This window comes from Mesorhizobium sp. M8A.F.Ca.ET.218.01.1.1, from assembly GCF_004791165.1.
Classification (GTDB): domain Bacteria; phylum Pseudomonadota; class Alphaproteobacteria; order Rhizobiales; family Rhizobiaceae; genus Mesorhizobium.
The window spans coordinates 390165-417147 of the sequence record NZ_SRUZ01000001.1; the positions used below are offsets into that span (position 1 = coordinate 390165).

Consider the following 26983-nt stretch of genomic DNA (forward strand, 5'->3'; position numbering starts at 1 on the left):
GGCAGAAGCGTCGTTTCCACGACGCCCTTGCCATACATTTGCCTGTTAACTGATTGAGTTGTTTTTTGTTTCGGCGCGGTGGCGGGGTTTGACCCCGCTGCCGCGTCGGCGCAAGACAAAATTGGCTTTTCGATGCGATACTGCCCGCAACGGCTTTATTCGCCGACAGGCAAACTGATCGAGACTGACGGGTGGGCATCTATCTCCCGATCGCGGAAATTTCCGTCAACGTCTTCGTGCTGCTGGCCATGGGCGCCGCGGTGGGCTTCCTGTCGGGCATGTTCGGGGTGGGCGGCGGCTTTCTCATCACGCCGCTCTTGATCTTCTACAACATCCCGCCGGCAATCGCGGTCGCCACCGGCGCCAACCAGGTCATCGCTTCTTCCGTCTCCGGCGTCCTTTCGCACATGAAGCGAGGCACGCTCGACTTCAAGCTCGGCGGCGTGCTGCTCGCCGGGGGCATCGTCGGTTCCACCGCCGGCATCTACGTGTTCGGCTTCCTGCGCAGGCTCGGCCAGCTCGACCTGTTCATCTCGCTGCTCTACGTCGTGCTGCTCGGCACCGTCGGCGGGCTGATGCTGGTCGAGAGCATCAGCGCGTTGCGCGCCACGCGCAGCGGTGCGGCACCGGTGCTGAAGAAATCCGGCCAGCACAACTGGATCCATCGCTTGCCGCTGAAGATGCGCTTCCGCGCGTCGAAACTGTTCGTCAGCGTCATTCCGGTGCTCGGCCTTGGCGCCGGCATCGGGTTCCTGTCGTCGATCATGGGCGTCGGCGGCGGCTTCATCATGGTGCCGGCGCTGATCTATCTCTTGAAAGTGCCGACCAATGTCGTCATCGGCACCTCGCTGTTCCAGATCATCTTCACGTCCGCCTACACGACGCTGGTCCACGCCACCACCAACCAGACCGTCGATGTGATGCTGGCCTTCCTTTTGATGGCCGGCGGCGTGGCCGGGGCACAGTATGGCGCCAAGGCCGGCCAGCGGCTGCGCGGCGAGCAATTGAGAGCCCTGCTGGCGCTGCTGGTGCTGGCGGTGGCGATCCGGCTCGCCATCGATCTGTTCGTCACGCCGCCCAACCTTTATTCGTTGTCCGGCTTGGGCCTCAACTGATGAAAGGCATGAAGGCGCTCGCAACCGTCGCTCTCCTGTCCCTGACCGCCGCCCCGCCGGCGAAGGCGCAGACGCCATTGACGGAAGGCATCCAGATCGGCCTCTCCACCGACGCGGTGTCGATCACCGCCGGTTTTTCCGGCGCCGACCTGACCATTTTCGGTTCGCTGGAAAATCCCGACCCACTGGTGGCACGCCAGGGCCGCTACGACGTCATCGTCGTGCTCGAAGGGCCGCCCAAACCGGTGGTGGTGCGCCGCAAGGACCGGGTGCTGGGCGTCTGGATCAATCTGGATTCAGAGACCTTCGAGAATGTGCCGGTGTCCTATTCGGTGGCGACGACGCGGCCGCTGCAGGACATCACCGAACCCAACAGCTACAAGCAATTGTCGCTCGGCGCGTCCAACCTCTATATGCAGCCCGCCGATGCCGGTGACAGCCCGGCGACGATCGAGGAATTCACGGCGGCACTGCGCGAGCGCAAGGCCGCCGCGGGCCTCTACAGCGAGAATGTCGGTGGCGTGCAATTCCTGTCGCAGAACCTGTTTCGCGCCACGGTCAGGCTGGCGCCGAATGTGCCGGTCGGCACGCACAAGGCGCGCGCCTTCCTGTTCAAGAGCGGCCTGTTCATCAAGGAGAGTTCGGCGCAACTCGAAATCCGCAAGTCGGGCTTCGAACAATCGATCTTCCGCGTCGCCCACGACTATTCGTTCCTCTATGGCGTGTTCGCCATATCGCTGGCCATGGTGACCGGCTGGCTCGGCCGGCTGGTGTTCCGCAAAGATTGACGCTCGGGGAAAAGAGGGGTTCCCCTTTTCCCCACCATGCGATAAACCGCCGCCTCCCAGCCCAAGGGCAAACACGCACATACCATTCGCCAGAGCGGTCCGGCCTTCCGGATGACAGCGCGATGCATCGCCGCTGTCTTGCCGCCACGAAACAATTACAGGAGGCTGCAATGCATCGGGCATTCGGCGGCATCGACTTCGGCACGTCCAATTCCGCGGTGGGCGTGATCCGGAACGGCAAGGCGCGGCTGGTCCCGCTGGAGGGCGAACAGCCCACCTTGCCAAGTGCCGTGTTCTTCAACTTCGAGGACGGCCACACCTATTTCGGCCGTCGCGCGATCGGCGATTATACCGACAGCATCGAAGGCCGCCTAATGCGCTCGCTGAAGAGCGTGCTCGGCAGTTCGCTCGCCCATGAGAAGACGCGTATCAAGGCGCGCCAGATCGGCTTCATCGACATTATCGGCCTGTTCATCGGCCATCTGAAGACGCGGCTCGAAGAGGGCGCCGGCGGCGTGGTAGAAAGCGTGGTGCTCGGCCGCCCGGTGCAATTCGTCGATGACGATGCGCAAGCCGACGCGAAGGCGCAAGGCGAGCTCGAGAAGGCCGCCCGTGCCCAGGGTTTCAAGCACATCGCTTTCCAGTTCGAGCCGATTGCCGCGGCGCTCGACTACGAGCAGAAGGTAACGCGCGAGGAACTGGCGCTGATCATCGACATGGGCGGCGGCACGTCCGACTTCTCGATCGTGCGGGTCTCGCCGGAGCGCTCGCGATCGACCGACCGCAAGGACGACATCCTGGCCAGCCGCGGCATCCATATCGGCGGCACCGATTTCGACCGGTTGCTGAGCATCGCCCATGTCATGCCGCAGCTCGGCTACCTCTCCGCGACCAAGGACGGCAAGCGCAATCTGCCGGCCAGCTATTTCATCGACCTCGCCACATGGCAGCGCATCAACCTGGTCTATACCGCCAAGGCGATGACGCATCTCCGCCAGATCCGTTACGAGGCCGTGCGTGCCGACCTGGTCGACCGCTTCATCCACATCGTCGAGCACCGCTACGGGCACGCTCTGGCGGCGCTGGTCGAACAGGCCAAGATAGAACTGACCAACAGGTCATCGGCGGAGGTGGCGGTGAAGCTGCCTGACGCGGCGTTCGCCGCCGGGATCACGCGCGACGGGCTGGAGGCCACGATTGCCCGAGATATCGAGCGGGTCACCGAAACGGTCGGTCAGACCATTCGCGACGCTCAGGTCAAGCCATCGGACATCACCGCCGTGTTCCTGACGGGAGGCTCGACCGCGATCCCGCTGGCAAGACGAGAGATCCTGTCGCTGGTGCCGCAGGCTTCTGTCATAGACGGCGACATGTTCGGATCGGTCGGGCTTGGCCTGGCACTCGATGCGCAGCGGAAGTTCGGCTGATCCTACCCTGACCCGTTCATCTCTGCAGCCAGATGCGCCTTCAGCGCCATCTGGGCCAGGCTTGCCTGGCGGTCGCGATGGGTGATCATGGCGAAGTCGCGCTTCGGCAATTCGATCGGCACGGCTCTCAGGCTCCCCTCGGCGACCGCGTGCCCGACGACCAGCTCCGAAATGATGGTCGCGCCGGCGCCCGCTTCGACGGCCTGGCGAACCGCCTCGTTGCTGGGCAGCACCAGGAATATCTGCAGGTCGGCAAGTGAAACCCCCTCGCGGCGCGCCAGATCCTCCAGCACCTCGCGCGTGCCGGAGCCGCCCTCGCGGATGATCCAGCGCAGGCCCGTGATGTCGGGGCGGCCCGGCGCGATTTCGGCGATCCGCGGATGGGAGCTGGCAACGACCAGCATCAACCGGTCGGTATCGACCTTGGCGCGGCGCAATATGTCGGATTCGGTGCGCCCTTCGACCAAGCCGAGATCGGCGGTTCCATCGAGCACGCTGGCCTCGACCTGCCTCGTGTTGCCGATGGTGACGCTAAGCCTGACGGCCGGATAGGCCTCGTGGAAGGAGGCCAGCCGGCGCGGCAGCCAGTAGCTGGCGATGGTCAGGCTGGCGGCGATCGAGAGGCTGCCGGCGACCGTCTGCGAAACATGTTCCAGCACGTTGCGGGCGGCGGCAGCCCGCTCCAGCACGGCCTTGGCCTCGGGCAGGAACCGGTGGCCGGTCTGGGCCAGCTCTATGTTGCGGCCGACGCGGTTGAACAGATGGACACCGTGCTGCTCTTCCAGCGCGCGAATGGCCGCCGACGCGGCCGACTGGGAAATGCCGAGAAGCTCTGCTGCCTTGGTCATGTGGCCGCGCTCTGCGACGGCGACGAAAATGCGCAACTGGTCCAGGGTCATGCCTGCATTAAGAACCAATATCGATCGAATTTACAAGAACAACTGATTAGACGGATCGATAGCTTTATTCTACTTTTTTAGCCGAAGTTAGAAAAAATTGGCCTGCAGGTCGCAGAGAATAAAATGATCGGGCGGTTCAGATCCCTGCTTGCGCATTGGACCCGCGGCATCCGGCGGCGATTGGCCGGTGATCGATATCACCCCGAAGAGCATTACATGCGCGGCCCCGGACCGAAGACGCGCGCCAAATTCGCCGGCCGCGCGAGCACCACGGGATCATGATGCAAGGACCGCGCGGCGCCAATTCAGCCCCCTCGCAACGCCAGCTTGCCGACACGCGCGCGCCCGATGAAGGCGACGGCGTCGACACCTCCCCAGATGTTTCCGACAGCATCGCCAAGACGACCTGCTACATGTGCGCCTGCCGCTGCGGGATCGACGTGCACATCAAGGACGGCAAGATCCGCTACATCAACGGCAACAAGGACCATCCAGTCAATCGCGGCGTGATCTGCGGCAAGGGCAGCTCCGGCATCATGCAGCACTACAGCCCGGCCCGGCTGAAGAAGCCGCTCTTGCGCACCGGCCCGCGCGGCTCGGGTGAGTTCCGCGAGATCGAGTGGGAGGAAGCCTTCTCGATCGCCACCGAGCGGCTGTCGCATATCCGCCGGACCGACCCCAAAAAACTCGCCTTCTTCACCGGACGTGACCAGTCGCAATCCTTGACAGGCTGGTGGGCGAGCCAGTTTGGGACGCCGAACTTCGCTGCCCATGGCGGCTTCTGTTCGGTCAACATGGCAGCCGGTGGCCTCTACTCGATCGGCGGCTCGTTCTGGGAGTTCGGCGAGCCCGATTGGGACAACACGAAATACTTCATGCTGTTCGGCGTCGCCGAGGACCATGACTCCAACCCGATCAAGATCGGACTGGGCAAGCTCAAGGCGCGCGGCGCCAAGGTGGTGTCGATCAATCCCTGCCGGACCGGTTACAATGCGATCGCCGATGACTGGATCGGCATCCGACCCGGCACTGACGGCCTGTTCGTGTTCGCGCTCATCCACGAACTCTTGAAGGCCGGCCGCGTCGATCTCGATTATCTGCTCCGCTACACCAACGCGCATGTCCTGGTCATCCAGGATCCTGGCGCCGCCGATGATGGGCTCTTTCTGCGCGATGGCGACAGCGCTCTGGTCGCTTGGGACCGGGTGGCGAAGACCTCCGTCAACGCAACCGATCCAGATGCGAAGCCGGCACTGACCGGCAGCTTCACGGTCGACGGGCGCAGGTGCGTTCCGGTGTTCCGGCTCATTGCGGACCGCTATCTCGACGAGAGCTACGCACCCGACGCGGTCGCCGGGCGTTGCGGCATTGCCGCCGATACGATCCGCCGGATCGCCGCCGAACTTGCACATGTCGCCTTCGAAGAGGTGATCGAACTGCCGGTCGCCTGGACCGATTGGGCCGGGCGCCGGCATGAGACGATCAAGGGCCGACCTGTTTCGATGCATGCCATGCGCGGCATCTCCGCCCATTCCAACGGCTTTCATACCTGTCGCGCCATTCACCTGCTGCAGGTGCTTCTCGGAACCGTGGACGTGCCTGGCGGCTTCCGCTTCAAGCCGCCCTACCCCCGGTCCGCCCCGCCGGGTCCGAAGCCCTGCGGCAAGGACGTGAGGCCGATGACGCCGCTCGACGGCATGCCCCTCGGTTTCGTTTGTGGACCCGACGATCTGCTGGTCGATGAGGCCGGCACGCCGCTGCGCATCGACAAGGCTTATTCCTGGGATTCGCCACTTGCGGCGCATGGTCTGATGCACACCGTCATCCGCAACGCCTGGGCCGGCGACCCGTACCCGATCGACACGCTGCTGATGTACATGTCGAACATGGCGTGGAACTCCTCGATGAACACGGTCGAGACCATGGCCATGCTCACCGACCGTGATGAGGCGGGCAACTACAGGATCCCATTCATCATCTATTCCGACGCCTATTACTCCGAGACCGTGCCGTTCGCAGACCTCGTGCTGCCCGACACCACCTATCTCGAGCGTCATGACTGCATCAGCCTACTCGACCGGCCGATCAGCCATGCCGACGGGCCGGGGGACGCCATCCGCCATCCCGTCGTCGAGCCCGACCGCGACGTCAGGCCGTTCCAGTCGGTCATGATCGAACTCGGCGCGCGGCTTGGGCTGCCGGGGTTTGTCAATGACGACGGCTCGGCAAAGTACAGCGACTATGCCGACTACATCGTCAACCATGAGCGCACGCCTGGCATCGGCCCGCTGGCCGGCTGGCGCGGCAAGGAAGGCACTTCCATCGGCAAGGGCGAGCCCAATCCGGACCAGTTGCAGCGCTACATCGACAATGGCGGCTTCTGGCACCACGACTTCACTGACGACCAGCGCTACTACAAGATGGCCAACCGCTCCTATCTCGATTTCGCCGTGCAACTGGGCTTCATTCCCAAGGCCGAGCCGGTCGTCTTCCAGCTCTATTCCGAACCGATGCAGCGTTTTCGGCTGGCCGCGCGCGGACATGGCCGGGTGGTGCCGCCCGAAGGCGAACGCCGGCGCATCGAGACCTACATGGATCCGCTGCCGTTCTGGTACATGCCCTTCGAGGAACAGGCCGTGGACCTGGAAAAATACCCGCTGCACGCGCTGACGCAGCGGCCCATGCACATGTACCATTCCTGGGGTTCGCAAAACGCGTGGTTGCGGCAGATCACCAGCCAGAACCGGCTGTTCGTACATCACCGGACGGCGGCCGGCCTTGGCCTTGTCGATGACGACTGGGTGTGGATCGAGAGCATCAATGGCAAGGTGAAGGGGCAGATCAAGCTGGTCGACGGAGTAAACGAAAGCACGGTCTGGACCTGGAACGCGATCGGCAAAAGGCGCGGCAGCTGGGGGCTGAAGGACAATGCGGCCGAGAGCAATCGCGGCTTCCTGCTCAACCACATCATCGGTGACCAGACTTCTGCCGATGCCAGCGGCAGACGTTATTCGAATTCCGATCCAGTCACGGGACAGGCTGCGTGGTTCGATCTGCGCGTGCGCATCGTCAAATGCGCTGATGAGGAAGCCGGCTTCACCGAGCCGCAATTCGAAAGATTTCGCCAGCCGCCACATTTCGAACCCTCGCCCGACAAGCTCACTTTCGGCGCCGAATTTCGCCGGGCAAGAGAGGCGGCCGAATGACCTGTCTTCCAAGTCCGGGCGGCAAGAAGCTCGGCCTCGTCGTCGACCTCGACACCTGTGTCGGCTGCCAGGCCTGCGTCACCGCCTGCAAGGAGTGGAACACCGGCGGTCACATGGCGCCGCTGACCGACATCGACCCTTACGGCGGCCATGTCGACGGCGTCTGGTTCAACCGCGTGCACAGCTACGAGCACATCACCGAGATGGGCGGGCGCACGGTGAACTTCCCGCGCTCCTGCCTGCATTGCGAGACGCCGGCCTGCGTCACCGTCTGTCCGACGGGCGCCTCCTACAAACGCGCCTCGGACGGCATCGTGCTGATCGACGAGGACAAGTGCATCGGTTGCAAATTGTGCAGCTGGGCGTGCCCTTACGGCGCGCGCGAGTTCGACACGGATGTCGGCGTGATGAAGAAATGCACGCTCTGCGTCGACCGCATCTACAACGACAATCTGGCCGAAGGAGACCGCGTGCCGGCCTGCGTCGCCGCCTGCCCGACCAGCGCCCGGCATTTCGGTGACCTCGGCGATCCCCAATCCGCCGTCTCGCAACTGGTGGCGGATCGCGGCGGGGTCGACCTGATGCCCGAGCTTGGCTATCGCCCGACCAACAAATACCTGCCGCCGCGCGCCCATACGCAGCGCGCCGCATCGGTGCCGGCCAAGGCGCTGGAGCCGGTGCGGGCCGAGGGTGCTTTCCTTGGCTGGGTCGACCGCATGCTTTCGAGCTGACCATCCATGCATCCAGCTTTTTCGGTCGTTTTCTTCACCACCGCTACGGGTGCCGGCTATGGGTTGCTCGCAATGCTCGGCGTGCTCGGCCCGCTCGGCCTCATCGCGCCCGATTTCTGGCCGGGCTTCGTCGGCATTGGCCTGGCGCTCGGCCTGATCGCGGCCGGCCTGCTGTCATCGACCCGCCATCTCGGCAGACCTGAACGTGCCTGGCGGGCGTTCTCGCAATGGCGCAGTTCATGGCTGTCGCGCGAAGGCGTATTGTCGGTCATCACCTTCATCCCGGCGGGCCTCTTCGGCCTGGGCTGGGTCTTCCTTGGCCGCCTCGATGGCTGGGTGGCGGCCGCGGGCGTTCTGGCCACCTTCGGCGCCTTTGTCACGGTCTGCATGACCGGCATGATCTATGCATCGCTCAAGCCGATTGCCCAATGGCACAGCCCCTACACCTTGCCCGGCTATCTGATCTTCTCGGCGATGAGCGGCTGCGTGCTCGTGAATGCCCTGCTGCAAGGCTTTGCGGTCGGCTCGACTGTCCCGCTCGCCGCTTCCGTACTGCTCACCTTGCTCGGCTGGGGCTGGAAGCTGGCGACCTGGCGCCACAATGACCAGCTTGAAATCGCGACCAACGCGAACACCGCGACCGGGCTCTCCGGCGGCACGGTGCGATCCCTGGAATGGCCGCATACCGAGGAAAACTACCTGCTCAAGGAAATGGGCTTCCGCATCGCGCGCAAGCACAGCGCGAAGCTGCGCCGGATCACGCAGGCGCTGGCGTTCGCTCTACCCATCCTGCTGCTCACCGCCACCTTCGCCCTGCCCTGGCCCTTTGCGGCGGTCTCTTCAGGGCTCGCTGCAATCGTCCAGTTCACCGGCATGCTGGTCGAACGCTGGCTGTTCTTCGCCGAGGCGAAGCACACCGTCACGCTTTATTATGGACGATAGGACAGCTGAAAATGACTTCCGCCAGCTCTCTGAGCGACAGTAAAATTCGGCATTATTGTTGACAGCGGAGTCGATACTATCCTTTAAATCCAGAATGCTCCAGTTCTCTATTCGTAGTTCAAGGCGATGAATCTCGCTGCCTTCCGCTCTCCGACCTATCTCGCACTCGGCTTGTTCGCCGCATGTATGTTTATCCTTGCACCCTGCAATTTAATAGCAGGCGCGCTCGAAGCCGAAGCCGCCTTTAAAGCGAATAATTATTCAGAAGCGTACAAAGAATGGACGGCTCTCGCCCAAAAGGGTGATGCCATTGCCCAATTTAACGTCGGATTTCTGTATTCCAGAGGACTGGGTGTTCCACTGGATTATTCCAAAGCTGCCGAATGGTGGGGCAAGGCGGCGGATCAAGACATGGCAGTGGCCGAGTTGAACCTTGGACTTTTGTACTCCTGGGGCAAGGGCGTTCAGCAGGATGATTCCAAAGCGGCGGAGCTATGGCGCAAGGCGGCGATCCGAGGTTTGCCCGAAGCTCAGCAGTATCTTGGATACGCGTATTTTTCTGGGACGGGAGTGCCCAAAAGTGGTTCCGATGCGGTACTTTGGTTAACCAAAGCAGCTGAGCAAGGTAATGTTGACGCGCAAATTAATTTGGGCGTGGCTTACCTGACCGGCGAGATTGTAGATAAGAACCCCAAGCTAGCCTTCTATTGGTACGAAAAGGCTGCGCAACTGAATGACAGCAAGGCGCAATTCAACGTGGCATTGATGTATCTCAAAGGTGTTGGGGTTGAGCAGAATGATGACCTTGCCATCCAATGGTTAAAACGCTCGGCAGCGCAGGGATACCGCGGCGCGGAAGAAGCACTTGACCGCATTCATGCTGCGCTTAAGAAGACTTGAGCTTCACCAAGACCAGGCGGCGACCCTCAACCCGGCCGCAGCATCGAACCGGAGATGGCGAAGATGCGGTCAGTGCCAAGCATGTAAGCCATCAGCGACTCCAGCCGGAACAAGCCGGCATAGGCGCGGTCGAGCACGTTGAGCGAGCCGGTATAGGCACCGAAAGCCGGCATGATCATGCGGCCGCCGTCGCCGGCAAAGCAGCGCCTGCGCACCGAACGGCCTTGCTGCACGATGCGCGCGCAGGGATGCAGGTGGCCTGAAATCTCGCCCTCGACCCGCACCTTCGACGGCTCGTGCCGGAACAGCAGGGAACCTATGGCCAGTTCCCGCACGGTCTCGCCGGGCAGGTCCGCCGGCGCCTCCGGGTCGTGATTGCCGGCGACCCAGAACCAGTCACGGCCTGCCATCAGCGCCTCCAGCCGTTCGCGAAAGCTCGAATGCATGCGCTTGGCGCCGCCGCCATCGTGGAAACTGTCACCCAGGCTGATGATGATCGACGGCTGGTAGTCCGATATCACCGCCTGCAATCGCAGCAGGGTCGCGCCGGTATCGTAGGGCGGGATCAGTGTGCCGCGCCTGGCCAGCGACGAGCCCTTCTCCAGATGCAGGTCAGAAACTGTCAGCAGCTTGAGCTCGGGAAAATAGAGCACGCCGCGCGGATCGCAGACCGCGCGCGCGCCCGCGATGCCGACAAGGTCGGCCTCGGCGATCAGCGATGCGCGCGCCAGCGAAAAGGTCATTCGTCAACCATCCCGGGCCCCATGGCCTCCTCGACCAGCGTCGCCGCATCCATCAGCAGCGTTTCATCGGCCTCGCCATTGACCGGCATCTTGCCGATCTCGAGCATGATCGGCACGGCAAGCGGCGATATCTGTTCGAGCGCCTTATGCATGATTCGACCCTGGATGCGCGAGAGCATGTCCGCAAGTCTGCTGACATCGAGCAGGCCGGTCGCCGCATCGGCACGCGTCGCCTGAAGCAGGATGTGGTCCGGCTCATGGCTGCGCAGCACATCGTAGATCAGGTCGGTCGACACCGTGACCTGGCGGCCGCTCTTCTCCTGGCCGGGGTGGCGTTTTTCGATCAGGCCCGAGATCAGCGCGCAGTTGCGGAAGGTGCGCTTGAGAAGCCAGCTGTCGGCCAGCCAGGCTTCGAGATCGTCGCCCAGCATGTCCTGGTCGAACAGCGCGCCGAGTGAAGGTTTCCTGGCTTTGAACATCGCACCCATGTCGCCCAGCGACCATATGGCCAAGGCATAGTCGGTGGCGACGAAGCCAAGCGGCCTGGCGCCCGCCCTGTCGAGGCGACGGGTGAGCAGCATGCCAAGCGTCTGGTGCGCCAGCCTGCCCTCGAAGGGATAGGCGACCAGATAATGGCGGTTGCCGCGCGGAAAAGTCTCGATCAGCAAATCGTCGCGCTTGGGGAGCATCGATTTGTCCGACTGAAACCGCAGCCAGTCGGCCACCTGCTCCGGCAGCTTCTTCCAACGCTGCGGATCGTCGAGCATGATGCGGACCTGTTCGGCAAGGTACGTCGACAGCGGAAACTTGCCGCCGCCATAATAGGGCACCTTAGCGTCGCTGCCGGGCGCATTCGAGACGAAGCATTCATTCTCGCGGATACCTTCGAAGCGCAGCACCTTGCCGGCAAACATGAAGGTGTCGCCATGCGTCAAGGTTTCGAGGAACGCCTCCTCGATCTTGCCGAGCACGCGGCCGCCGTGCGACGCCGCGCCTTTGCTGCCGGCCTTGACGTAGCGCACATTGAGCGCCGGCACCTCGATGATGGTGCCGACATTCAGCCTGTATTGCTGGGCGACGCGCGGATTGGATACGCGCCACATCCCATCCTTGTTCAGGCGGATGCGGGCGTAGCGCTCGTAATTCTTCAACGCGTAGCCGCCGGTGGCGACGAAATCGATGACACGGTCGAAGGTCGGACGATCGAGGCCGGCATAGGGTGCCGCCGTTCGCACCTCTTCATAGAGGTCATCGGCCCGGAACGGTGCGCCGCAGGCGCAGCCCAGCACATGCTGCGCCAGCACGTCGAGCCCGCCATTGACCAGCGGCGGCGTATCCTGCGCACCGAGATAATTGGCGTCGAGCGCGGCCCGGCATTCCAGCACCTCGAAACGGTTGGCGGGAATCAGGATCGCCTTCGACGGCTCGTCCATGCGGTGGTTGGCGCGGCCGATGCGCTGCGCCAGCCGGCTGGCCCCCTTTGGCGCGCCGACATGCACGACCAGGTCGACATCGCCCCAGTCGATGCCGAGATCGAGCGTCGAGGTGGCGACGATGGCGCGCAATGCGTTGTCGCCCATTGCCTTTTCGACACGCCGGCGCTGGGCGACGTCGAGCGAGCCATGATGCAGGGCGATCGGCAAGGTGTCCTCGTTGACCCGCCACAACTCCTGGAACAGCAGCTCCGCCTGGCTGCGCGTGTTGACGAACAGCAAGGTCGTCTTGTGGCGCTTGATCTCGCGGTAGATTTCCGGCGTGGCGTAGCGCGCCGAGTGCCCCGCCCACGGCACGCGCTCCTCGGAATCGAGGATCGAGATTTCGGGCTTCGCCCCACCCGTCACGGTGATCAATTCCGCCATGTCACCGGGTGGGTTCTGGCTGACCAGCCAGCGCCGCAATTCGTCCGGCTCGGCCACCGTCGCCGACAGCCCGATCGTCTGCAGGCCAGGGACGAAGCTGCGCAGCCGCGCCAGCCCAAGCGCCAGCAGATGGCCGCGCTTCGACGTCACCAGCGAATGCAATTCGTCGAGCACGACATAGCGCAAATCCTCGAAGAAGCGCCTCGCATCGCCTGCCGCGATCAGCAAGGCCAGTTGCTCTGGTGTGGTGAGCAGGATGTCGGGCGGCGCAAGCTTCTGGCGCTGGCGCTTGTGGGCGGGGGTGTCGCCGGTGCGCGTTTCGATGGTGACCGGCAGGCCGATCTCCTCGACCGGCTTGCCGAGATTGCGCTCGATGTCGACGGCCAGTGCCTTCAGCGGCGAGATGTACAGCGTGTGGATGCCGCGCCGCGCCTGGCCTGGTTTTCGCCTCGGCCTGACGGCCAGTTCGGTCAGCGACGGCAGGAAGCCGGCCAGCGTCTTGCCGGCGCCGGTCGGCGCGATCAACAGCACCGATTGCCCGGCCTGGGCTTTCGCCAGCAGTTCGATCTGATGCGCGCGCGGCGACCAGCCCTTCTCGCCGAACCATTTTACGAATGGCTCGGGCAAGACGACGGCGGCATTCTGGTCGGCGAGGCGCGGCAGCTCGGTCACCCGCCAGAGGTAGCGCGGCGGCGCGCAATCGCCAAGCAGAATCGGAACAAAAGGGGATCGAAAAAAGCCTTACGGCCGCCGAAACCCCGTCGGTCCGCCATAGAGATAGCCGATGCGGGCGACCGCTTCCTTCAGCCCTTCGCGCGATACCAGCATGGTGTGGCCGTTGGCGTGGATCATGGTTTGGGCGTCGGTCATGATGGCGACGTGACCTTTCCAGAACACCAGGTCACCACGTCGCAACCCCGAAAAATCGGCGCCCGGCTCGAGCGGCTCGCCGACCGAAGCGGCCTGCATGTCGGAATCGCGCAGCACCTCCCTGCCAGCCATGCGCATGGCCAGTTGCACCAGGCCGGAGCAATCGATGCCGAAGCCGGAAACACCGCCCCACAGATAGGGCGTGCCGAGAAACGTCTCGGCCACGGACACATAGTCGCCGGCCACTTCGCCGATCGGCCGCAGATGGCCAGCGATCATGGCTTCACCCGACGGCAGCAGGGCATAGTGCGTGCCGCGTGTTTCGGCGGCACCCGTCACCGTTACGGTCGATCCCATCGACAGTTGCCCGGCGATCGGAAAGCGCAGATCCGGACCGGGATAAAGGAACGTACGCGGCACCGAGACGATATGGGTGGACGCATGGTCCCGCCCGCCCAGCATGCTGTCGGCGACATAGCCGACATAGCCGTCTCGCTCGGCCTGGATCCACGCCCAGCCTTCTCTGTCCTCGAAAACCAGGATATCGTCGCCGAACAGAGCTTGCGTGTTGACGCCTGAATCCAGCTTCGGCGCCTTGCGGATATCGGCCACCGGCACCGAAATCCGCGCTGGCCGGCCCGCTACGAAACGGTCGGCAGCGACTTCTCCTTTCAACCTGGCATCGGCGAGATCGGAGCGGAAAGCATGAAGGCGTGCGTCGTGAGCGGTCAAAATCGGCAACCCTGTTGAATGGGCAATACAGTCAGATCGGCAGTTCGTGGGCCTTGGCAATGATACCATCGCCGAAGCGCTCGACAAAGAGCGCGCCTTCAACGGTGCGCTTGATCAGGACATTGCGCTTGTCGAGCTCGTCGCGATGGCGCGACACCAGTTTCAGCGCGCCCATCGTATCGAGCGCGCGTGTGATGACCGGCTTGGTGACGTTGAGGCGGGCGGCAAGACCGCGCACCGTATGCGGCGGCGGATCGAGATAGATGGTGAACAGGATCGCCGTCTGACGCATGGTGAGATCGGGCGCATCCTCGCGCACCTGTGACAGCATCACTTGCTGCCACAGTCGCAAGGCCTGGCTCGGGCGCATCGCAATCGACATCGCGCCATCATGACGGCAAATTGTTTCGGTTCCGTTTCAGTTTCAGCAATTTGCCGGCTCTGGTTGCGGCCATCAGCCATAACGCGTCGAGATGATCCGCTCCAGCGCCCGGATGCCTTGCGCCTCGCCACCGGCGGGGCCATAGGGGCGATCGGCGGGGTTCCAGGCAAAGATATCGAAATGCGCCCAGCTCGCGGTCTTCTCGACGAAGCGCTTGAGGAACAGCGCCGCGGTGATGGAACCGGCGAAACCGTCCGTGGTGACGTTGTTGATGTCGGCGATCTTCGACGACAGTTTCGCATCGTAGGGCCGCCATAGCGGCATGCGCCACAGCGGATCCTCGACCGCCAGCGATGCCGCCGCCAGCTCCGAGGCAAGCGCCTCGTCATCGGTGTAGAAGGGCGGCAGGTCGGGGCCGAGCGCGACGCGGGCGGCTCCGGTCAGGGTCGCCATGTCGACCAGGAGCCGCGGTTCCTCCTCGTCGGCCAGCGCCAGCGCATCGCCCAGCACCAGCCTCCCCTCGGCGTCCGTGTTGCCGATCTCGACTGATATACCCTTGCGGCTCGCCAGCACGTCACCGGGCCGGAAAGCGTTGCCGGCAATCGAATTCTCGACCGCGGGGATCAGCACCCGCAGCCGTACGTTGAGCCCGGCGGCCATGATCATCGAAGCCAAGCCAAGCACATTGGCGGCGCCGCCCATGTCCTTCTTCATCAACAGCATGCCCGAGGACGGCTTGATGTCGAGGCCGCCAGTGTCGAAGCAGACACCCTTGCCGACCAGGGTGACCTTCGGCGCGCCTTGCTGCCCCCATGTCATGTCGATCAAGCGCGGCGCGCCGGACGAGGCACGACCGACGGCGTGGATCATCGGGAAATTCTGTGTGAGCAGGTCTTCACCCTTGATGACGGAGACTTCGGCCTTGTGGGTCCCAGCCAAGGCCCGCACTGCCCTCTCCAGATCGTCCGGCCCCATATCGTTGGTCGGTGTGTTGACCAGATCGCGCGTCAGGAAAACGCCATCGGCGATGCGGCGAACGCGCTGCACATCGACGCCGGCCGGCAGCTCGAAGCGCAGCTGCTTGCCCGGCTTCTTGCCGTAGCGGGTAAAGACATAGCCGCCGAGCGCCAACGCGATTGCCGCCAGTTCCGGCTCGGCCGGCGCCGAGGCGAAGTGCCAGTCGCCTTCCGGCAGGGTTTTCGCCAGCGCGCCCAGGGCGAGCGCGCCCTCGCCGTCGCCAATACCGAACATGGCGCCGCCGAGCGCTCCGTTCTCGCCGGGCACGGCCAGCGTCCTGCCGGCCTCGCCGGAAAAGCCGTTTGCCCTGGCCCAAGCGACAATAGACGGCGACAGACCGGCCGCCTCCAGGCCGTCCCTGCCGACCAGATGGACCGGCAGTGGGTTCTTCAGCTTGTTCTCGACCAGTTCCACAGCCATCAGATGTTTCTCCTGCCGAGCTCGCCCCGAGTCGGCGCTTCTTAACCCTCCGTTAGGGTTAACAGAATATTTCTGCTGGAGGGAAGATGGCCACGCAATGGCCACGCGCATGAATGGAGGCCCAGGGTGCCGATGCCGACCAACCGCACGATAGACATCCGGGGAAAACGGCTCATCACCACGGCATTCATGCTGGCGCTCGCGGCAGGTGTCGCGGGATGCGCGACCGACAAGCTCACCACCGGCTCGATCGGACGCACCAGCGGCAAGCCGCTGGAGACGATGTCGGCGGGAGAACTGCACAATGCCACCGCCGCACTCGGCCAATCCTACGCCAGGAACCCCAACGACAAGCGCATCGCGACCAACTTCGCGGCGGCGCTGCAGATGGATGGCGACGCCGACCAGTCGCTTGCGGTGATGCGCAAGCTGGCGATCGCCTATCCGAAGGACCGCGACGTACTCGCCGCCTACGGCAAGGCGCTGGCCGCCAACGGCCAGTTCGAGGCGGCGCTCGACGCGGTGCGCCGCGCGCAGACGCCGGAATATCCCGACTGGAGGCTGGTCTCCGCCGAAGCGGCCATACTTGACCAGCTCAACCAGAAGGACGACGCGCGCCAGCTTTACCGCAAAGCGCTCGAACTCAAGCCCAACGAGCCTTCGGTCCTTTCCAATCTCGGCATGTCCTATGTGCTGGAAGGGGATCTGCGCACCGCCGAGACCTATATGCGGTCGGCCGCCCAGCAGCCGAACGCCGACAGCCGGGTACGCCAGAACCTGGCGCTCGTTGTCGGCCTGCAGGGCCGTTTCGACGAAGCCGAGAAGATCGCCTCGCAGGAACTTTCGCCCGAACAGGCGCAGGCCAACGTTGCCTATCTCAGGCAGATGCTGGCCCAGCAGAACGCCTGGAGCCAGCTCAAGGATCAGGACAAGGCGAAACCGCCGAAAACCGCCACCAACTGATCGCCACGAGCTTACCGAAAATCATAAAAAAGCCGCGCTCCATTGCAGCGCGGCTTTTTGTTTCCGCGGACGGATTCTGCGTTGGCCTACTGGCTGGTCGACGCGGCCCCGCCTGAATGATCGCCAAAGATACCGCGTTGGCTGACCTGGATGCCCGCCGGCCCCAGGATGATGGCGAACAGCACCGGCAGGAAGAACAAGATCATCGGCACGGTGAGCTTGGGCGGCAGGGCGGCGGCCTTTTTCTCGGCGGCGTTCATGCGCATGTCGCGGCTTTCGCTGGCAAGCACGCGCAGCGCGTGAGCCACCGGCGTGCCATAGCGCTCGGCCTGGACAAGCGCCTGCGACACCGACTTGACCGATTCCAGCCCCGTGCGGCCGGCCAGGTTTTCATAAGCCTGCTTGCGTTCCTGCAGATAGGAGAGCTCGGCGTTGGTCAGGATGAATTCTTCTGCCAGGGCCACCGACTGCGCGCCGATCTCGTCGGCGACCTTGCGCAGCGCGGCTTCCACCGACATGCCGGACTCCACGCAGATCAGCATCAGGTCGAGCGCATCCGGCCACGCCATCTGGATCGACTGCTTGCGCTTGGTCGCGCGGTTGTTGACGTAGAGGACCGGCGCGTAGAAGCCGCCATAGGCAACGAGGACGCAGACGAACAGCCGGATCACCAATGGCTTGTCGGGCAATCCGCCGAGCACGAAGATATAGACCAGACCGAGCGCGAAGCCGACAAAAGGAAGCACCAGGCGGAAGAACAGAAAACGCGTTAGCGGATTCTGCCCGCGAAAGCCTGCAACCTTGAGTTTCTGCAAGGTGGCCTCGTCGGCCAACGCACGCCGCAGATCGAGCCGGTCGACAATGTTGCGCATGCCGACCGACTGTTGCTCGCGCAGACCCTTGCGGCGGCGATCGGCCTCGTTCGCGAGCCGCGCGCGCTGCTTGGCGCGAAGCTCATCACGCTCCAGCGCGACCGACTTCATGCGCGCCTTGAGCTGGTTTCCGCCGATCGCCGGCAGCAGCGTAAAGACGGTTGCGAACACGGCGATGGCGACCAGCAGCGCAATCAGGAAGCTGGGATCCGTCAGTGATTTGATGACTTGTTCGGTCATGCCGCGGTCCTAGACTTCGAAGTTCATCATCTTGCGCATCACGAAGATGCCGATCGACATCCAGACGGCGGCGAAACCGAGTATTAGATGACCGACGCTGGTCGTGAACAGCGGCATCAAATAGTTGGGACTGGAGAGATAGACGAGAAAGGCGACGATGAAAGGCAAGGCGCCGATGATGGCGGCGGATGCTTTCGCTTCCATCGACAGTGCCGCGACCTTGGCCTTCATCTTCTTGCGGTCGCGCAACACGCGCGAAAGGTTGCCCAGCGCCTCGGAGAGATTTCCGCCGGCCTGCGACTGGATCTGGATGACGATGCCGAAGAAACTCGCCTCGGTGCATGGCATGGTTTCGGGCATGCGCAAGGTCGCGTCGGGGATCGACAGGCCCATCTGCTGCGAATCGACTATTCGGCGAAACTCGGTCTTCACGGGCTCAGGGGATTCATTGGCGATCAGGCGCACGGCGTCGTTCAGCGGCAGGCCGGACTTGACCGCCCGGACGATGATATCGAGCGCGTTTGGAAATTCGTTGAGGAACGCCTTGACGCGGCGGGTACGACGAAAAGAAACGAACCAACGCGGCAAGCCGAGCGCTCCGGCGAGCAATATACCGGGCAATACGATCATCGGCGCACCGACCATGAACGCGACGATTGTCAGCGCGAGGCCGCATATGGCCGAATAGATATAGAAACGCTCGATCGGCACCTTCATCCCAGCCTGGCGAAGCTGGGCTTTCAGCGGCGGCTTCTTGACGGCGGTGTCCTTGGTCTTCTGCTTCTCGTCGAGCTCCTTCAGGGAATCCTGCACCGATTTACGGCGCTTGGCCGCGTCCGCCGCGCGGTCGCGCGTCGCCTTGACGACAGAGCGGTCCGTTTCGGCGGCCTTGATCGTTTCAAGCCGCTTTCCGGCCTGTTTCTCATTGCTGATCTGGTTGAACAGAAATGCATAGGCGACCGCGCCGGCGCTGAAGCCGGCGAGCACGACAAACGCCAATACGGTGCCGTCAATTCCAAACATCGACCTGAACCTTCACGCCCGCGGATGCGTCAGTCAGCACGTTTCTCCATGGCTTCGAGCGCCGTGGCGAGACGCTGCTCCTCGCCATAGTATCGAGCCCGCTCCCAGAAATGGGGGCGGCCGATGCCGGTCGAGACGTGTTCACCCAGCAACCTGCCGTTGGCGTCCTCGCCCTTGATGTTGTAGAGGACGATATCCTGCGTGATGATGACGTCGCCCTCCATCCCGATCACTTCGGTGATATGGGTGATGCGGCGCGATCCATCGCGCAGGCGAGCCGCCTGGATGATCACGTCGATGGAGCCGACGACGATTTCGCGCACGGTTTTCTGCGGCAGCGAATAGCCGCCCATGGCGATCATGGATTCGATGCGGTTCAGGCATTCGCGCGGGCTGTTGGAGTGGATCGTTCCCATCGAGCCGTCATGGCCGGTGTTCATCGCCTGCAGAAGGTCGAAGACCTCGGGTCCGCGCACTTCGCCGACGATGATGCGTTCGGGCCGCATGCGCAGGCAGTTCTTGACCAGGTCGCGCATCGTCACCTCGCCCTCGCCCTCGAGGTTGGGGGGACGCGTTTCCAAGCGCACGACATGCGGCTGCTGCAGTTGCAGTTCGGCCGAGTCCTCGCAGGTGATGACGCGCTCATCACGGTCGATGTAGTTGGTCAGGCAATTGAGCAATGTCGTCTTGCCGGAGCCGGTGCCGCCCGAAATGACGATGTTGCAGCGGACGCGGCCGATGATCTTGAGAACTTCGGCTCCCTGCGGAGAGATGGCGCCGAACTTGACCAGCTGGTCGAGCGTCAGCTTGTCTTTCTTGAATTTGCGGATGGTGAGCGCGGTGCCGTCGATGGCCAGCGGCGGTGCAATGACGTTGACCCGCGATCCGTCGGGAAGACGGGCGTCGCAGATCGGGCTGGATTCGTCGACGCGGCGGCCGACCTGGCTGACGATGCGCTGGCAGATGTTGAGCAACTGCTGGTTGTCGCGGAAGCGGATGCCGGTCTGTTCGACCTTGCCGTTGACTTCGATGTAGACGTTCTTGGACCCGTTGACCATGATGTCGGCGATGTCGTCGCGCGCGAGCAGCGGCTCAAGCGGCCCATAGCCAAGCACGTCGTTGCAGATGTCCTCGAGCAGTTCTTCCTGCTCGGCGATCGACATCGCGAAGTTCTTGATCGCGATGATATCGTTGACGATGTCGCGGATTTCCTCGCGGGCGCTTTCGGGATCGAGCTTGGCGAGTTGCGACAGGTCGATCGTATCGATCAGGGCCGAGAAAACCTGGCTCTTGGTATCGTAATAGGTTTCGCTCTTTTCGCGGCCTCTCCTCGGTTCCGGCGCCATCGGTGGCGCCTCGACCGCGCGCCTGGCGGGTGGCGCGACAGGCGCGCTCGGCTGCGGCGTGGCCGCGGGCCGGGCAAGAACCGCTGTGTCCACCGAAACCGCGGCGGCCGGCGCGACCGGCGCCGGTGCCGGCGCCGGCTGGCGAAATTCCGGCTTGAACCGGTTGCCGTCGTCGTTGCCTCTTTTACCGAACATGACCGACTACCGACCCCATTTCGTCACTTCTTGTTGCGCGAGAGCTTGCCGAGCAGACTGCCCAGGCCAGCCTTCTTTTTCGCCCTGATTTCGCTGCGGCCGGTCAGCACATGAGCAATCTCGTTGATCGTGGCCACAACCGGGTTCTTGGCATCCATCTCGCCCAGCATGCGCCCGTTGTTCGCGGCATTGCCGAACAGCAAGGGATCAAAGCCGATGACCGACATCGGCGTCAGGCCGAGCGGCTCGGCGAAATCGGATGGCGAGATCTCCGGCCGCTTGGGTATGCCGGCCTGGTTGATGATCAATTTCGGCGGCGGGTCGTTCGGGCGAAGCCGCTTGAGCATGTCGACCAGGTTCTTTGTGTTGCGCAGATTGGCCAGCTCCGGCGTCGCCGTGATGACGATTTCGTCGGCCTTGACCAGCGTGTTCTTGGCCCATCCCGTCCAGACATGGGGAACGTCGAGAACAAGGAGCGGCACGCTGCGCTGCGCGGTATCGACAAGTTGCGCGAAGGCGTCGGGATCGAAGTCGTAGACGCGTTCCAGCGTCGAGGGCGCCGCGAGCAGCGACAGATGCTCGGCGCATTGGGTCAGCAGCCGGTCGAGATAGACTTCGTCGATGCGCTCGGGCGAGAACACAGCCTCGGCGATGCCTTGGGCCGGATCCTGATCGAAATTGATGTTGGCGGTGCCGAAGGCGAGATCGAGGTCGGCCACAACGACCTCGGATTTGAACAGGGAGGACATTGCCCAGGCAACATTGTGGGCGATCGTGGAAGAGCCGACGCCACCCTTGGCGCCGACGAAGGCGACCGAGCGACCGAGCGGTTCAGCTTCCGGATCGACGAAGATCGACGAGACGACGCTGACGACGTCGGCCATCGACACCGGCGCGATGACATATTCGGAGATGCCGGAGCGGATGAGCTCGCGATAGAGACCAACATCATTGTAATGGCCGATCACCACCACTTTCGAGGATGGATCGCAATATTCCGAAAGCTGGGCGAGCTGCTCCAGCAATTGCTTGGGTTCGCTGCGCGATTCCAGCAGGATCAGGTTCGGTGTCGGCGCCGACTGGTAGAACTCGATTGCCGTGGGGACGCCGCCCATATGGACCTTGAGATGCGCCTTGGTCATGCGGCGGTCCTCGCCGGCGCGCTGGACCGGATTGGCAACGCCCTCCGTCTCGCAGAATGCCTGGATCGAAATACGCGGAACCGGCCGCAACGCCTGCATCGCGGCGACGTCCTGCAGCGAGGTATCACCGCCCTCCACGGTGGCGTCATAGGCAAGGTTGCTCATGGTCATGCTCTTTCCGTGGCCTGTTCCTGACGTCGCTTCTTTCCGAGGGCGGCTTAGTAAGTCACTTCCGAGTTGCCGAGGAATTCATCCGAAATGCCCCTGTCTTGGTAGACACCGATGGCTTTGCTGCGATTGGCCGCATCAATAGTGGTGGACTTGCGCGGCCCGAGAAGATCTCCCGGATTGGCCACCTGGGCGGCAAGATTGTTCTGATAGGAGCAGCCGAAATCGGCGTAGTGCTTGTTCTCCGACGTCTCCACCAGGTCAGCGGGCCAACGACCGCATTTGTCGGTCTGTGCCCTCACCGCGATGTAGGAGACGCGAACCGGGGCTGATGCCTCGCTCGATCCCGCTTGATAGGAGACCACGACGATCCGGTCGCGCTTGATCCCGGCAGCGAACGCGAGCCGAGCGAAATCATGGCCGGCCGCCGTTGCGGCGACTTCGTTGGCCGATCCGCTTGGAATCTGGATCGTCAATGTCGGAGCGGCACTCTTGTCATAGCCGTCGAGGAAACCCAGGAGCGTGTCGCGCTGCGAGCCGGTCATGCCGCGGTCACCGGCGCCAACAGGAAGATCGATCTTCTGGTTTTTCTCGGCGATGACGATCGGATGATTGGTGCGATAGTCGTCGGGGATGGCGCCGACGGTAACGCTGTCGCGCTGGGCACAACCGGCCAGCAGAGCCGACACCGCCACCGCCATGATCGGAAGCGCTCGCAGGCCTATCCGAGAACGGCCGGAGCGCATCGCCATGGTCCTTGCCTTAAGTGCTGACTGAGACATGTCCGCTTTCCCGTTCACTTGTAGATGAAGCCGACAACGCCGTGATAGCGGCCGTTGGGCCTGTCGGTCTGCATGGTGCCGTAGACGCGATTGACGCGCCCAAGGAACATGCCGGCGCCGTCGCTCGGCGGGTTGAAATTGTCGTCCGGCTTGGCCAGCTCATTGCGCGCCACCGGCTTCACCAGATAGGGCGTGATGATGATGACGAGCTCGGTCTCGTTGCGCACGAAATCCCTGCTGCGGAAGAGCGCGCCGAGCACTGGAATCTTCGTCAGCCCGGGCAAGCCGTTGATGGCCTGCCTGACATCGTCGCGAACAAGGCCAGCGATCATCATGGAGCCGCCGGAGGGCAGTTCCACGGTCGTATCGGCAAGACGCTTGCGCAGAGACAGGATATTCGTGCCGGGACTCGTCACACCCGAGGACAGCGAAACGGACCCTTCGGTGGTCGGCTCGGAGACCGACGTTCTGACTTTCAGGCTGATGCGACCGGGAGACAGCACCACCGGCTGGAACTCCAGGCCGATGCCATATTCGATCTTGTCGATGGTATAGTTCTTCAGGCCGGTCTGGTTGTCGGTCGATACGTTCGCGGTGACGCCGCTCACCATGTTGTATTCACCGCCAACCCGGAACGTCGCCTTCTCGCCAGAAACAGCAGTCAGGGTCGGCTCGGCCAGCGTCTTCATGACCCCGGACTGTTCCATGGCGTTGATATAGGCCTGCAACCCCGAGGCGCCGATCGTGAAGCCGGAATTCGACAGTTGCTTGCCGAGGCCGGTGAAATTGTCGCTGAGCGCGCCGTAGCTGATGCCGTTGCTGCCGCCGCTGCCGACCATGTTGACACCGAGCTGCTTCATCACCGAACGGCTGACTTCGGCGACCGTCACCTTCAGCGTGACCTGATCGTCACCGATGATCTGCAGCAAATTGACGATTTGGCTGACGCGGCGCTCCTGGTCAGGGTTGTTGATGTCGACACCGCTCTGGGCCGAGCCGCCGGCAGCGGTCTGCGAATATTGTCCCGTCGTCGCTTCACCGCCGGACACAAACATGTTTGCCAGCTGTTCGGCACGCTTGGCATCCAAGGGTGTATCCACGGTGCCGGTCAGAACCACGTTGTCATTCAGCAGTTCAACCTTGACGGCCGAGGTCGGAAGGAAGCGCTTGATATAATCCTCCAGGCCGGCGACGTCGCGCTCGATGGCCAGATCCAGGCTGGCGATCTGTTCGCCGTTCGGCCCAAAGACGAAGATGTTGGTTTCGCCGACCGCCTTGCCGAAGAGGTAGATACGCCTTGCGGTGCGGGTCACCGCGTCGGCAACGGAGGGATTGGCGACAAGAATGTCATAGGCATCGCTCGGCAGGTCTATGACCACCGACTTGTTGAGGCCAAGCTTGACGCGCTGGGTGGCTGTCGTGGCCGACACCTGCGTGCTCTTCGCCTCGACGCCCTGCACATTCGCTCCGACGAGCAGCAGGCCGAATGCCGTGGCTAGGATGGCCGGCAGTTTAGCGCTTAGCCTCATTTTCTTGCTCCTACTTCGGAGACTTCGCCCGACTTGATCAGCCTCACCGTTCCCCGGCGGCCATTGCCGGAAACGAGATAGTCGGCCTCATCCACATTCTTTTCCTGGGTGTCAGCGATCGCCCGCAGCGCCAGAGTCAGGCGATCCGCCATCTGCTGGGCAACGGTGATGATCTCCGCCTGTTTGGGGGTCAGCTCCAGCGTGGCGGTCTGGCCCACCCTGGTCTTCTTGCCTTCCTCGTCCTCCTGGATGGTCTGGTCGATCGCCAGGACGCGGATATTCTTGAGGATGGTCTCGGTGTTGAAGCCGGCGCCACCGGTGCTGGCATCGGCCCTGCGGGTCATGATGACGTCGACGAAATCGTTTGGAAGGATGAAGCCGCCGGCCGAAGTGTCCGCCGATATCGTCGTTGCGACCGCCCGCATGCCGGAAGGCAGGATGGACGACATGAAGCTTTGTCCCTCGCCGATCAGCTTGGAGCGCCGCACCGGCTCGCCCGCGTACATCGCCACGCGGGCAATCGACCCCTTGAGTTTCTCCAAAGCATCGGGAGCGGTGGCCTTGGTGATGAAATTCGCGTTGATGCCGTCAGCGGGCCAGGATTGCCAGGCTATGTTGTTCTCGAGCGCGTTGCCCATTGCGACATCGCCCGAGAGCACAAGCACGTCCTGCAGGGACACCGCGGGCGCCTGGGGGCCAGAATCGACGACGACCTGAGGCGGCGGAGCGACCATGTTTTTCGCCACATAGCCAGCACCGCCCGCCGCGGCCACCGCCACGCTCAGAATAATCAATCGGGATGCTGGCATCTGTCCGAACCCTCGCCCTTGGCAAACCACGTAGCCAAGCCGGACTTTGCAGCGGCAATCGTCAAAACAAGGTTAATGCAATGCTTACGATCGTGATTAATTTAAGGTTTACATAAATTGGACGGATCGCGCCGCGATGCGCGGAAAGGCTGGGCCGCCGCTCCGTAAAGCCGGCGTGTAAGCCATGTCAGCCCACGAAAAATTTGATGAATTCAGCTCGCCAGCCTTGCCAGCGCCCACACCATCAAAGGCGAGTCCGGGTAGGTCAGCAGGCCACCAAGGCCGAGCGCGATCCCGTAGGGAACACCGGCCGACTCTTCCGCGAAATGCCGCAGGAATGGATTGCGTCCGGTGAAAACCGCCAGCGGCGATTTCCGGTAAAGCAGGATCGCGATCGTCAGAAGGCCGCCGATGATTGTCGAGGCGACAAGATATTCGACGAGCTGCACGTTGAGCCCCATCCACACGGCCGTGGCGGCCAGCAGCTTGGCATCGCCACCGCCCATGCCACCCAAGGCGAACAGGCCGAACGTCACGGCCAGGACGATGGCGCCGGCGGCGAAATGCCAGCCATAGGCCGCCCAGTCCATGCCCGTCAGCGGCGCCACCAGGGCGAAGACGACGACAAGCAGCACCGGCACGCGATTGGCGATCGTCATCGACAACATGTCGGAGATCGCGGCAAACAGCATGCAGAACGGAAAGACGACGAAGATCAGGGCTTCAAGCATCGGCGATTGTGCCTATTGTGCGGATTCCACAGAAACTCAATCTAGGCTGGTTCGATTAACGATTGATGAGGTCAGTGGTGAAAAGACGACTGTTCCGCCGCGGTCCGAAACAAGTAAAATAAAACAGGGGCCACCCTGTGGCGGCCCCTGTCCTGAATGCGATCCGATCGATCGGCAATAAGCAGATTAGCTGCCGCTGCTGTTCAGCGTGCTGCCGATCGAAGTGAACTTGGCGTTGATGGCATTGCCGAGTGCGCCGGCGCCGGTGATGATGGCGAGCGCGATGAGAGCGGCGATCAGACCATATTCGATAGCGGTCGCGCCGGATTCGTCCTTCACGAAACGTGCAAAAAGGTTAGACATTCGAGAGCTCCTACTCCACGTGTTACAGCACTTCCGTCAACTTCTGTGATGGTTGATCGGATGCTGCCAATCTAGGGAGAAGCTCTTTCGATCGGCTTAATAAACAGCCTTACCGATTCCTTTCCCGGCTCGAACCAAGTGCGTGGTTAACTCCATACTAAGCGCTGGCTAATGTTTCGTTTCGCGGGTCAACGCCGCAAAAGGCAAGGGCTTGGGGAAGCTTGCCACCCCCCGCGCCCATCCGGCCAGGCGGGCAGCCATGCCGACCGCTCCATCCGCCGGCGGCAAGCCCACTTAACCGTTGGTTCACCAATCTCGTTCATGTTCCGTTGAACAGTCCGCTTGCGTGGAGCGCCTTGATGGCCGTGCCGAGATCCTCAATCCTGATTGCCGCGCTTCTTGCCGCCGCCAGCTTGATTACACCCGCCAGGGCTGGCGCCGACATCGAAGTCACCATGAATCAGGCCAAGATCGTGAAACTGTCGCGCCCCGCCGACACGATCGTCGTGGGCAACCCGGCAATCGCCGACGCTTCCGTCCAGGATGCCTCGACGATCGTGCTCACCGGCAAGGGTTTCGGTGTCACCAACCTCGTCGTTCTCGACCAGGAAGGCAGCCCGATCGTCGACACACAGGTTACCGTGGTTCGCCAGGCAGCCTCGTCGGTTCGCATTTACCGCCGCGCGGATGTCCAGACCATGTCGTGCACGCCCTATTGCGAAAGCTCCTACAAGAGCGATGCGGAGAAATCGTCCGAAGCCGAGATGAGCGTCAGCAAATAGGCGGCAC

24 protein-coding genes are annotated in these 26983 nt (G+C 62.9%); 9 read left to right on the forward strand and 15 right to left on the reverse strand.

What is annotated here, in order from left to right; all coding sequences use genetic code 11:
• Window positions 1-191: 191 nt before the first annotated feature.
• From EN861_RS01895 to EN861_RS01905, 3 genes are all read left to right on the forward strand, one after another.
• Window positions 192-1115 carry a sulfite exporter TauE/SafE family protein gene (locus EN861_RS01895; RefSeq protein ID WP_127280139.1) on the forward strand — a complete coding sequence of 308 codons (924 nt, stop codon included), beginning with the start codon at window positions 192-194 and terminating at the stop codon, window positions 1113-1115.
• Complete coding sequence (locus EN861_RS01900) at window positions 1115-1903, forward strand: TIGR02186 family protein (protein WP_127280140.1); 789 nt, start codon at window positions 1115-1117, stop codon at window positions 1901-1903. Before EN861_RS01895 ends, EN861_RS01900 begins: the two co-directional genes overlap by 1 nt.
• Window positions 1904-2073: 170 nt before the next feature.
• The gene (locus EN861_RS01905) at window positions 2074-3330 is read left to right on the forward strand and encodes an Hsp70 family protein (protein WP_135862074.1); all 1257 of its coding nucleotides are present in this window, start codon (window positions 2074-2076) and stop codon (window positions 3328-3330) included.
• 2 nt (window positions 3331-3332) lie between these two features.
• On the opposite strand, the gene EN861_RS01910 is transcribed toward EN861_RS01905, so the two are convergent.
• Complete coding sequence (locus EN861_RS01910; RefSeq protein WP_127280996.1) at window positions 3333-4229, reverse strand: LysR family transcriptional regulator; 897 nt, start codon at window positions 4227-4229, stop codon at window positions 3333-3335.
• 281 nt (window positions 4230-4510) lie between these two features.
• On the opposite strand from EN861_RS01910, the gene EN861_RS01915 reads away from it, so the two are divergent.
• The 4 genes from EN861_RS01915 to EN861_RS01930 all read left to right on the forward strand — a co-directional run bounded on the left by EN861_RS01915 (window position 4511) and on the right by EN861_RS01930 (window position 10008).
• Window positions 4511-7435, forward strand: coding sequence for a molybdopterin oxidoreductase family protein (locus tag EN861_RS01915; RefSeq protein WP_135862076.1), 2925 nt, complete (start codon window positions 4511-4513; stop codon window positions 7433-7435).
• Entirely contained in the window at window positions 7432-8166 is a 735-nt protein-coding gene (locus EN861_RS01920; protein WP_127280001.1) for a 4Fe-4S dicluster domain-containing protein, read from the forward strand. The genes EN861_RS01915 and EN861_RS01920 overlap by 4 nt, the downstream gene beginning before the upstream one ends.
• A gap of 6 nt (window positions 8167-8172) precedes the next feature.
• A complete protein-coding gene (locus EN861_RS01925) occupies window positions 8173-9108 on the forward strand; it encodes a dimethyl sulfoxide reductase anchor subunit family protein (protein ID WP_127280002.1) in 936 nt (311 codons plus the stop codon).
• Window positions 9109-9234: 126 nt separating this feature from the next.
• Entirely contained in the window at window positions 9235-10008 is a 774-nt protein-coding gene (locus EN861_RS01930) for a tetratricopeptide repeat protein (protein WP_127280003.1), read from the forward strand.
• A gap of 26 nt (window positions 10009-10034) precedes the next feature.
• Here EN861_RS01930 and pdeM read toward each other — a convergent pair whose 3' ends face one another.
• From pdeM to EN861_RS01955, 5 genes are all read right to left on the reverse strand, one after another.
• On the reverse strand, window positions 10035-10751 hold the full coding sequence (gene pdeM / locus EN861_RS01935) for a ligase-associated DNA damage response endonuclease PdeM (RefSeq protein ID WP_135862078.1): 717 nt from the start codon (window positions 10749-10751) through the stop codon (window positions 10035-10037).
• The gene (locus tag EN861_RS01940; protein WP_135862080.1) at window positions 10748-13282 is read right to left on the reverse strand and encodes a ligase-associated DNA damage response DEXH box helicase; all 2535 of its coding nucleotides are present in this window, start codon (window positions 13280-13282) and stop codon (window positions 10748-10750) included. Before EN861_RS01940 ends, pdeM begins: the two co-directional genes overlap by 4 nt.
• A gap of 69 nt (window positions 13283-13351) precedes the next feature.
• Window positions 13352-14212: an NlpC/P60 family protein gene (locus EN861_RS01945; protein WP_127279772.1), complete on the reverse strand. Its 861-nt coding sequence runs from the start codon at window positions 14210-14212 to the stop codon at window positions 13352-13354.
• A gap of 31 nt (window positions 14213-14243) precedes the next feature.
• Entirely contained in the window at window positions 14244-14594 is a 351-nt protein-coding gene (locus EN861_RS01950) for a MarR family winged helix-turn-helix transcriptional regulator (RefSeq protein WP_015319324.1), read from the reverse strand.
• Window positions 14595-14666: 72 nt separating this feature from the next.
• On the reverse strand, window positions 14667-16031 hold the full coding sequence (locus EN861_RS01955; protein ID WP_127279771.1) for a leucyl aminopeptidase family protein: 1365 nt from the start codon (window positions 16029-16031) through the stop codon (window positions 14667-14669).
• Window positions 16032-16163: 132 nt separating this feature from the next.
• Here EN861_RS01955 and EN861_RS01960 point away from each other — a divergent pair, with 132 nt between their 5' ends.
• Window positions 16164-16994 carry a tetratricopeptide repeat protein gene (locus EN861_RS01960; RefSeq protein ID WP_135862952.1) on the forward strand — a complete coding sequence of 277 codons (831 nt, stop codon included), beginning with the start codon at window positions 16164-16166 and terminating at the stop codon, window positions 16992-16994.
• Window positions 16995-17080: 86 nt separating this feature from the next.
• Here EN861_RS01960 and EN861_RS01965 read toward each other — a convergent pair whose 3' ends face one another.
• From EN861_RS01965 to EN861_RS02005, 9 genes are all read right to left on the reverse strand, one after another.
• Window positions 17081-18106 carry a type II secretion system F family protein gene (locus EN861_RS01965; protein WP_127278986.1) on the reverse strand — a complete coding sequence of 342 codons (1026 nt, stop codon included), beginning with the start codon at window positions 18104-18106 and terminating at the stop codon, window positions 17081-17083.
• Between the two features lie 9 nt (window positions 18107-18115).
• Window positions 18116-19129, reverse strand: a complete 1014-nt coding sequence (locus tag EN861_RS01970; RefSeq protein WP_127278985.1) for a type II secretion system F family protein — start codon at window positions 19127-19129, stop codon at window positions 18116-18118.
• A gap of 29 nt (window positions 19130-19158) precedes the next feature.
• The gene (locus tag EN861_RS01975; protein ID WP_127870753.1) at window positions 19159-20670 is read right to left on the reverse strand and encodes a CpaF family protein; all 1512 of its coding nucleotides are present in this window, start codon (window positions 20668-20670) and stop codon (window positions 19159-19161) included.
• Between the two features lie 23 nt (window positions 20671-20693).
• On the reverse strand, window positions 20694-21977 hold the full coding sequence (locus EN861_RS01980; RefSeq protein ID WP_189343568.1) for a CpaE family protein: 1284 nt from the start codon (window positions 21975-21977) through the stop codon (window positions 20694-20696).
• A 53-nt stretch (window positions 21978-22030) separates the two neighbouring features.
• A complete protein-coding gene (locus EN861_RS01985; protein ID WP_127278982.1) occupies window positions 22031-22762 on the reverse strand; it encodes a CpaD family pilus assembly protein in 732 nt (243 codons plus the stop codon).
• Window positions 22763-22776: 14 nt separating this feature from the next.
• A complete protein-coding gene (locus EN861_RS01990; protein ID WP_127278981.1) occupies window positions 22777-24291 on the reverse strand; it encodes a type II and III secretion system protein family protein in 1515 nt (504 codons plus the stop codon).
• On the reverse strand, window positions 24288-25100 hold the full coding sequence (gene cpaB / locus EN861_RS01995; protein ID WP_127278980.1) for a Flp pilus assembly protein CpaB: 813 nt from the start codon (window positions 25098-25100) through the stop codon (window positions 24288-24290). The genes EN861_RS01990 and cpaB overlap by 4 nt, the downstream gene beginning before the upstream one ends.
• A gap of 212 nt (window positions 25101-25312) precedes the next feature.
• Entirely contained in the window at window positions 25313-25831 is a 519-nt protein-coding gene (locus tag EN861_RS02000; RefSeq protein ID WP_127870752.1) for a prepilin peptidase, read from the reverse strand.
• Window positions 25832-26017: 186 nt separating this feature from the next.
• Window positions 26018-26194 (reverse strand): Flp family type IVb pilin, encoded by a 177-nt coding sequence (locus EN861_RS02005; RefSeq protein WP_056569967.1) that lies wholly within the window; start codon window positions 26192-26194, stop codon window positions 26018-26020.
• Window positions 26195-26553: 359 nt separating this feature from the next.
• On the opposite strand from EN861_RS02005, the gene EN861_RS02010 reads away from it, so the two are divergent.
• Entirely contained in the window at window positions 26554-26976 is a 423-nt protein-coding gene (locus tag EN861_RS02010) for a pilus assembly protein N-terminal domain-containing protein (protein ID WP_127280726.1), read from the forward strand.
• Window positions 26977-26983: the final 7 nt, after the last annotated feature.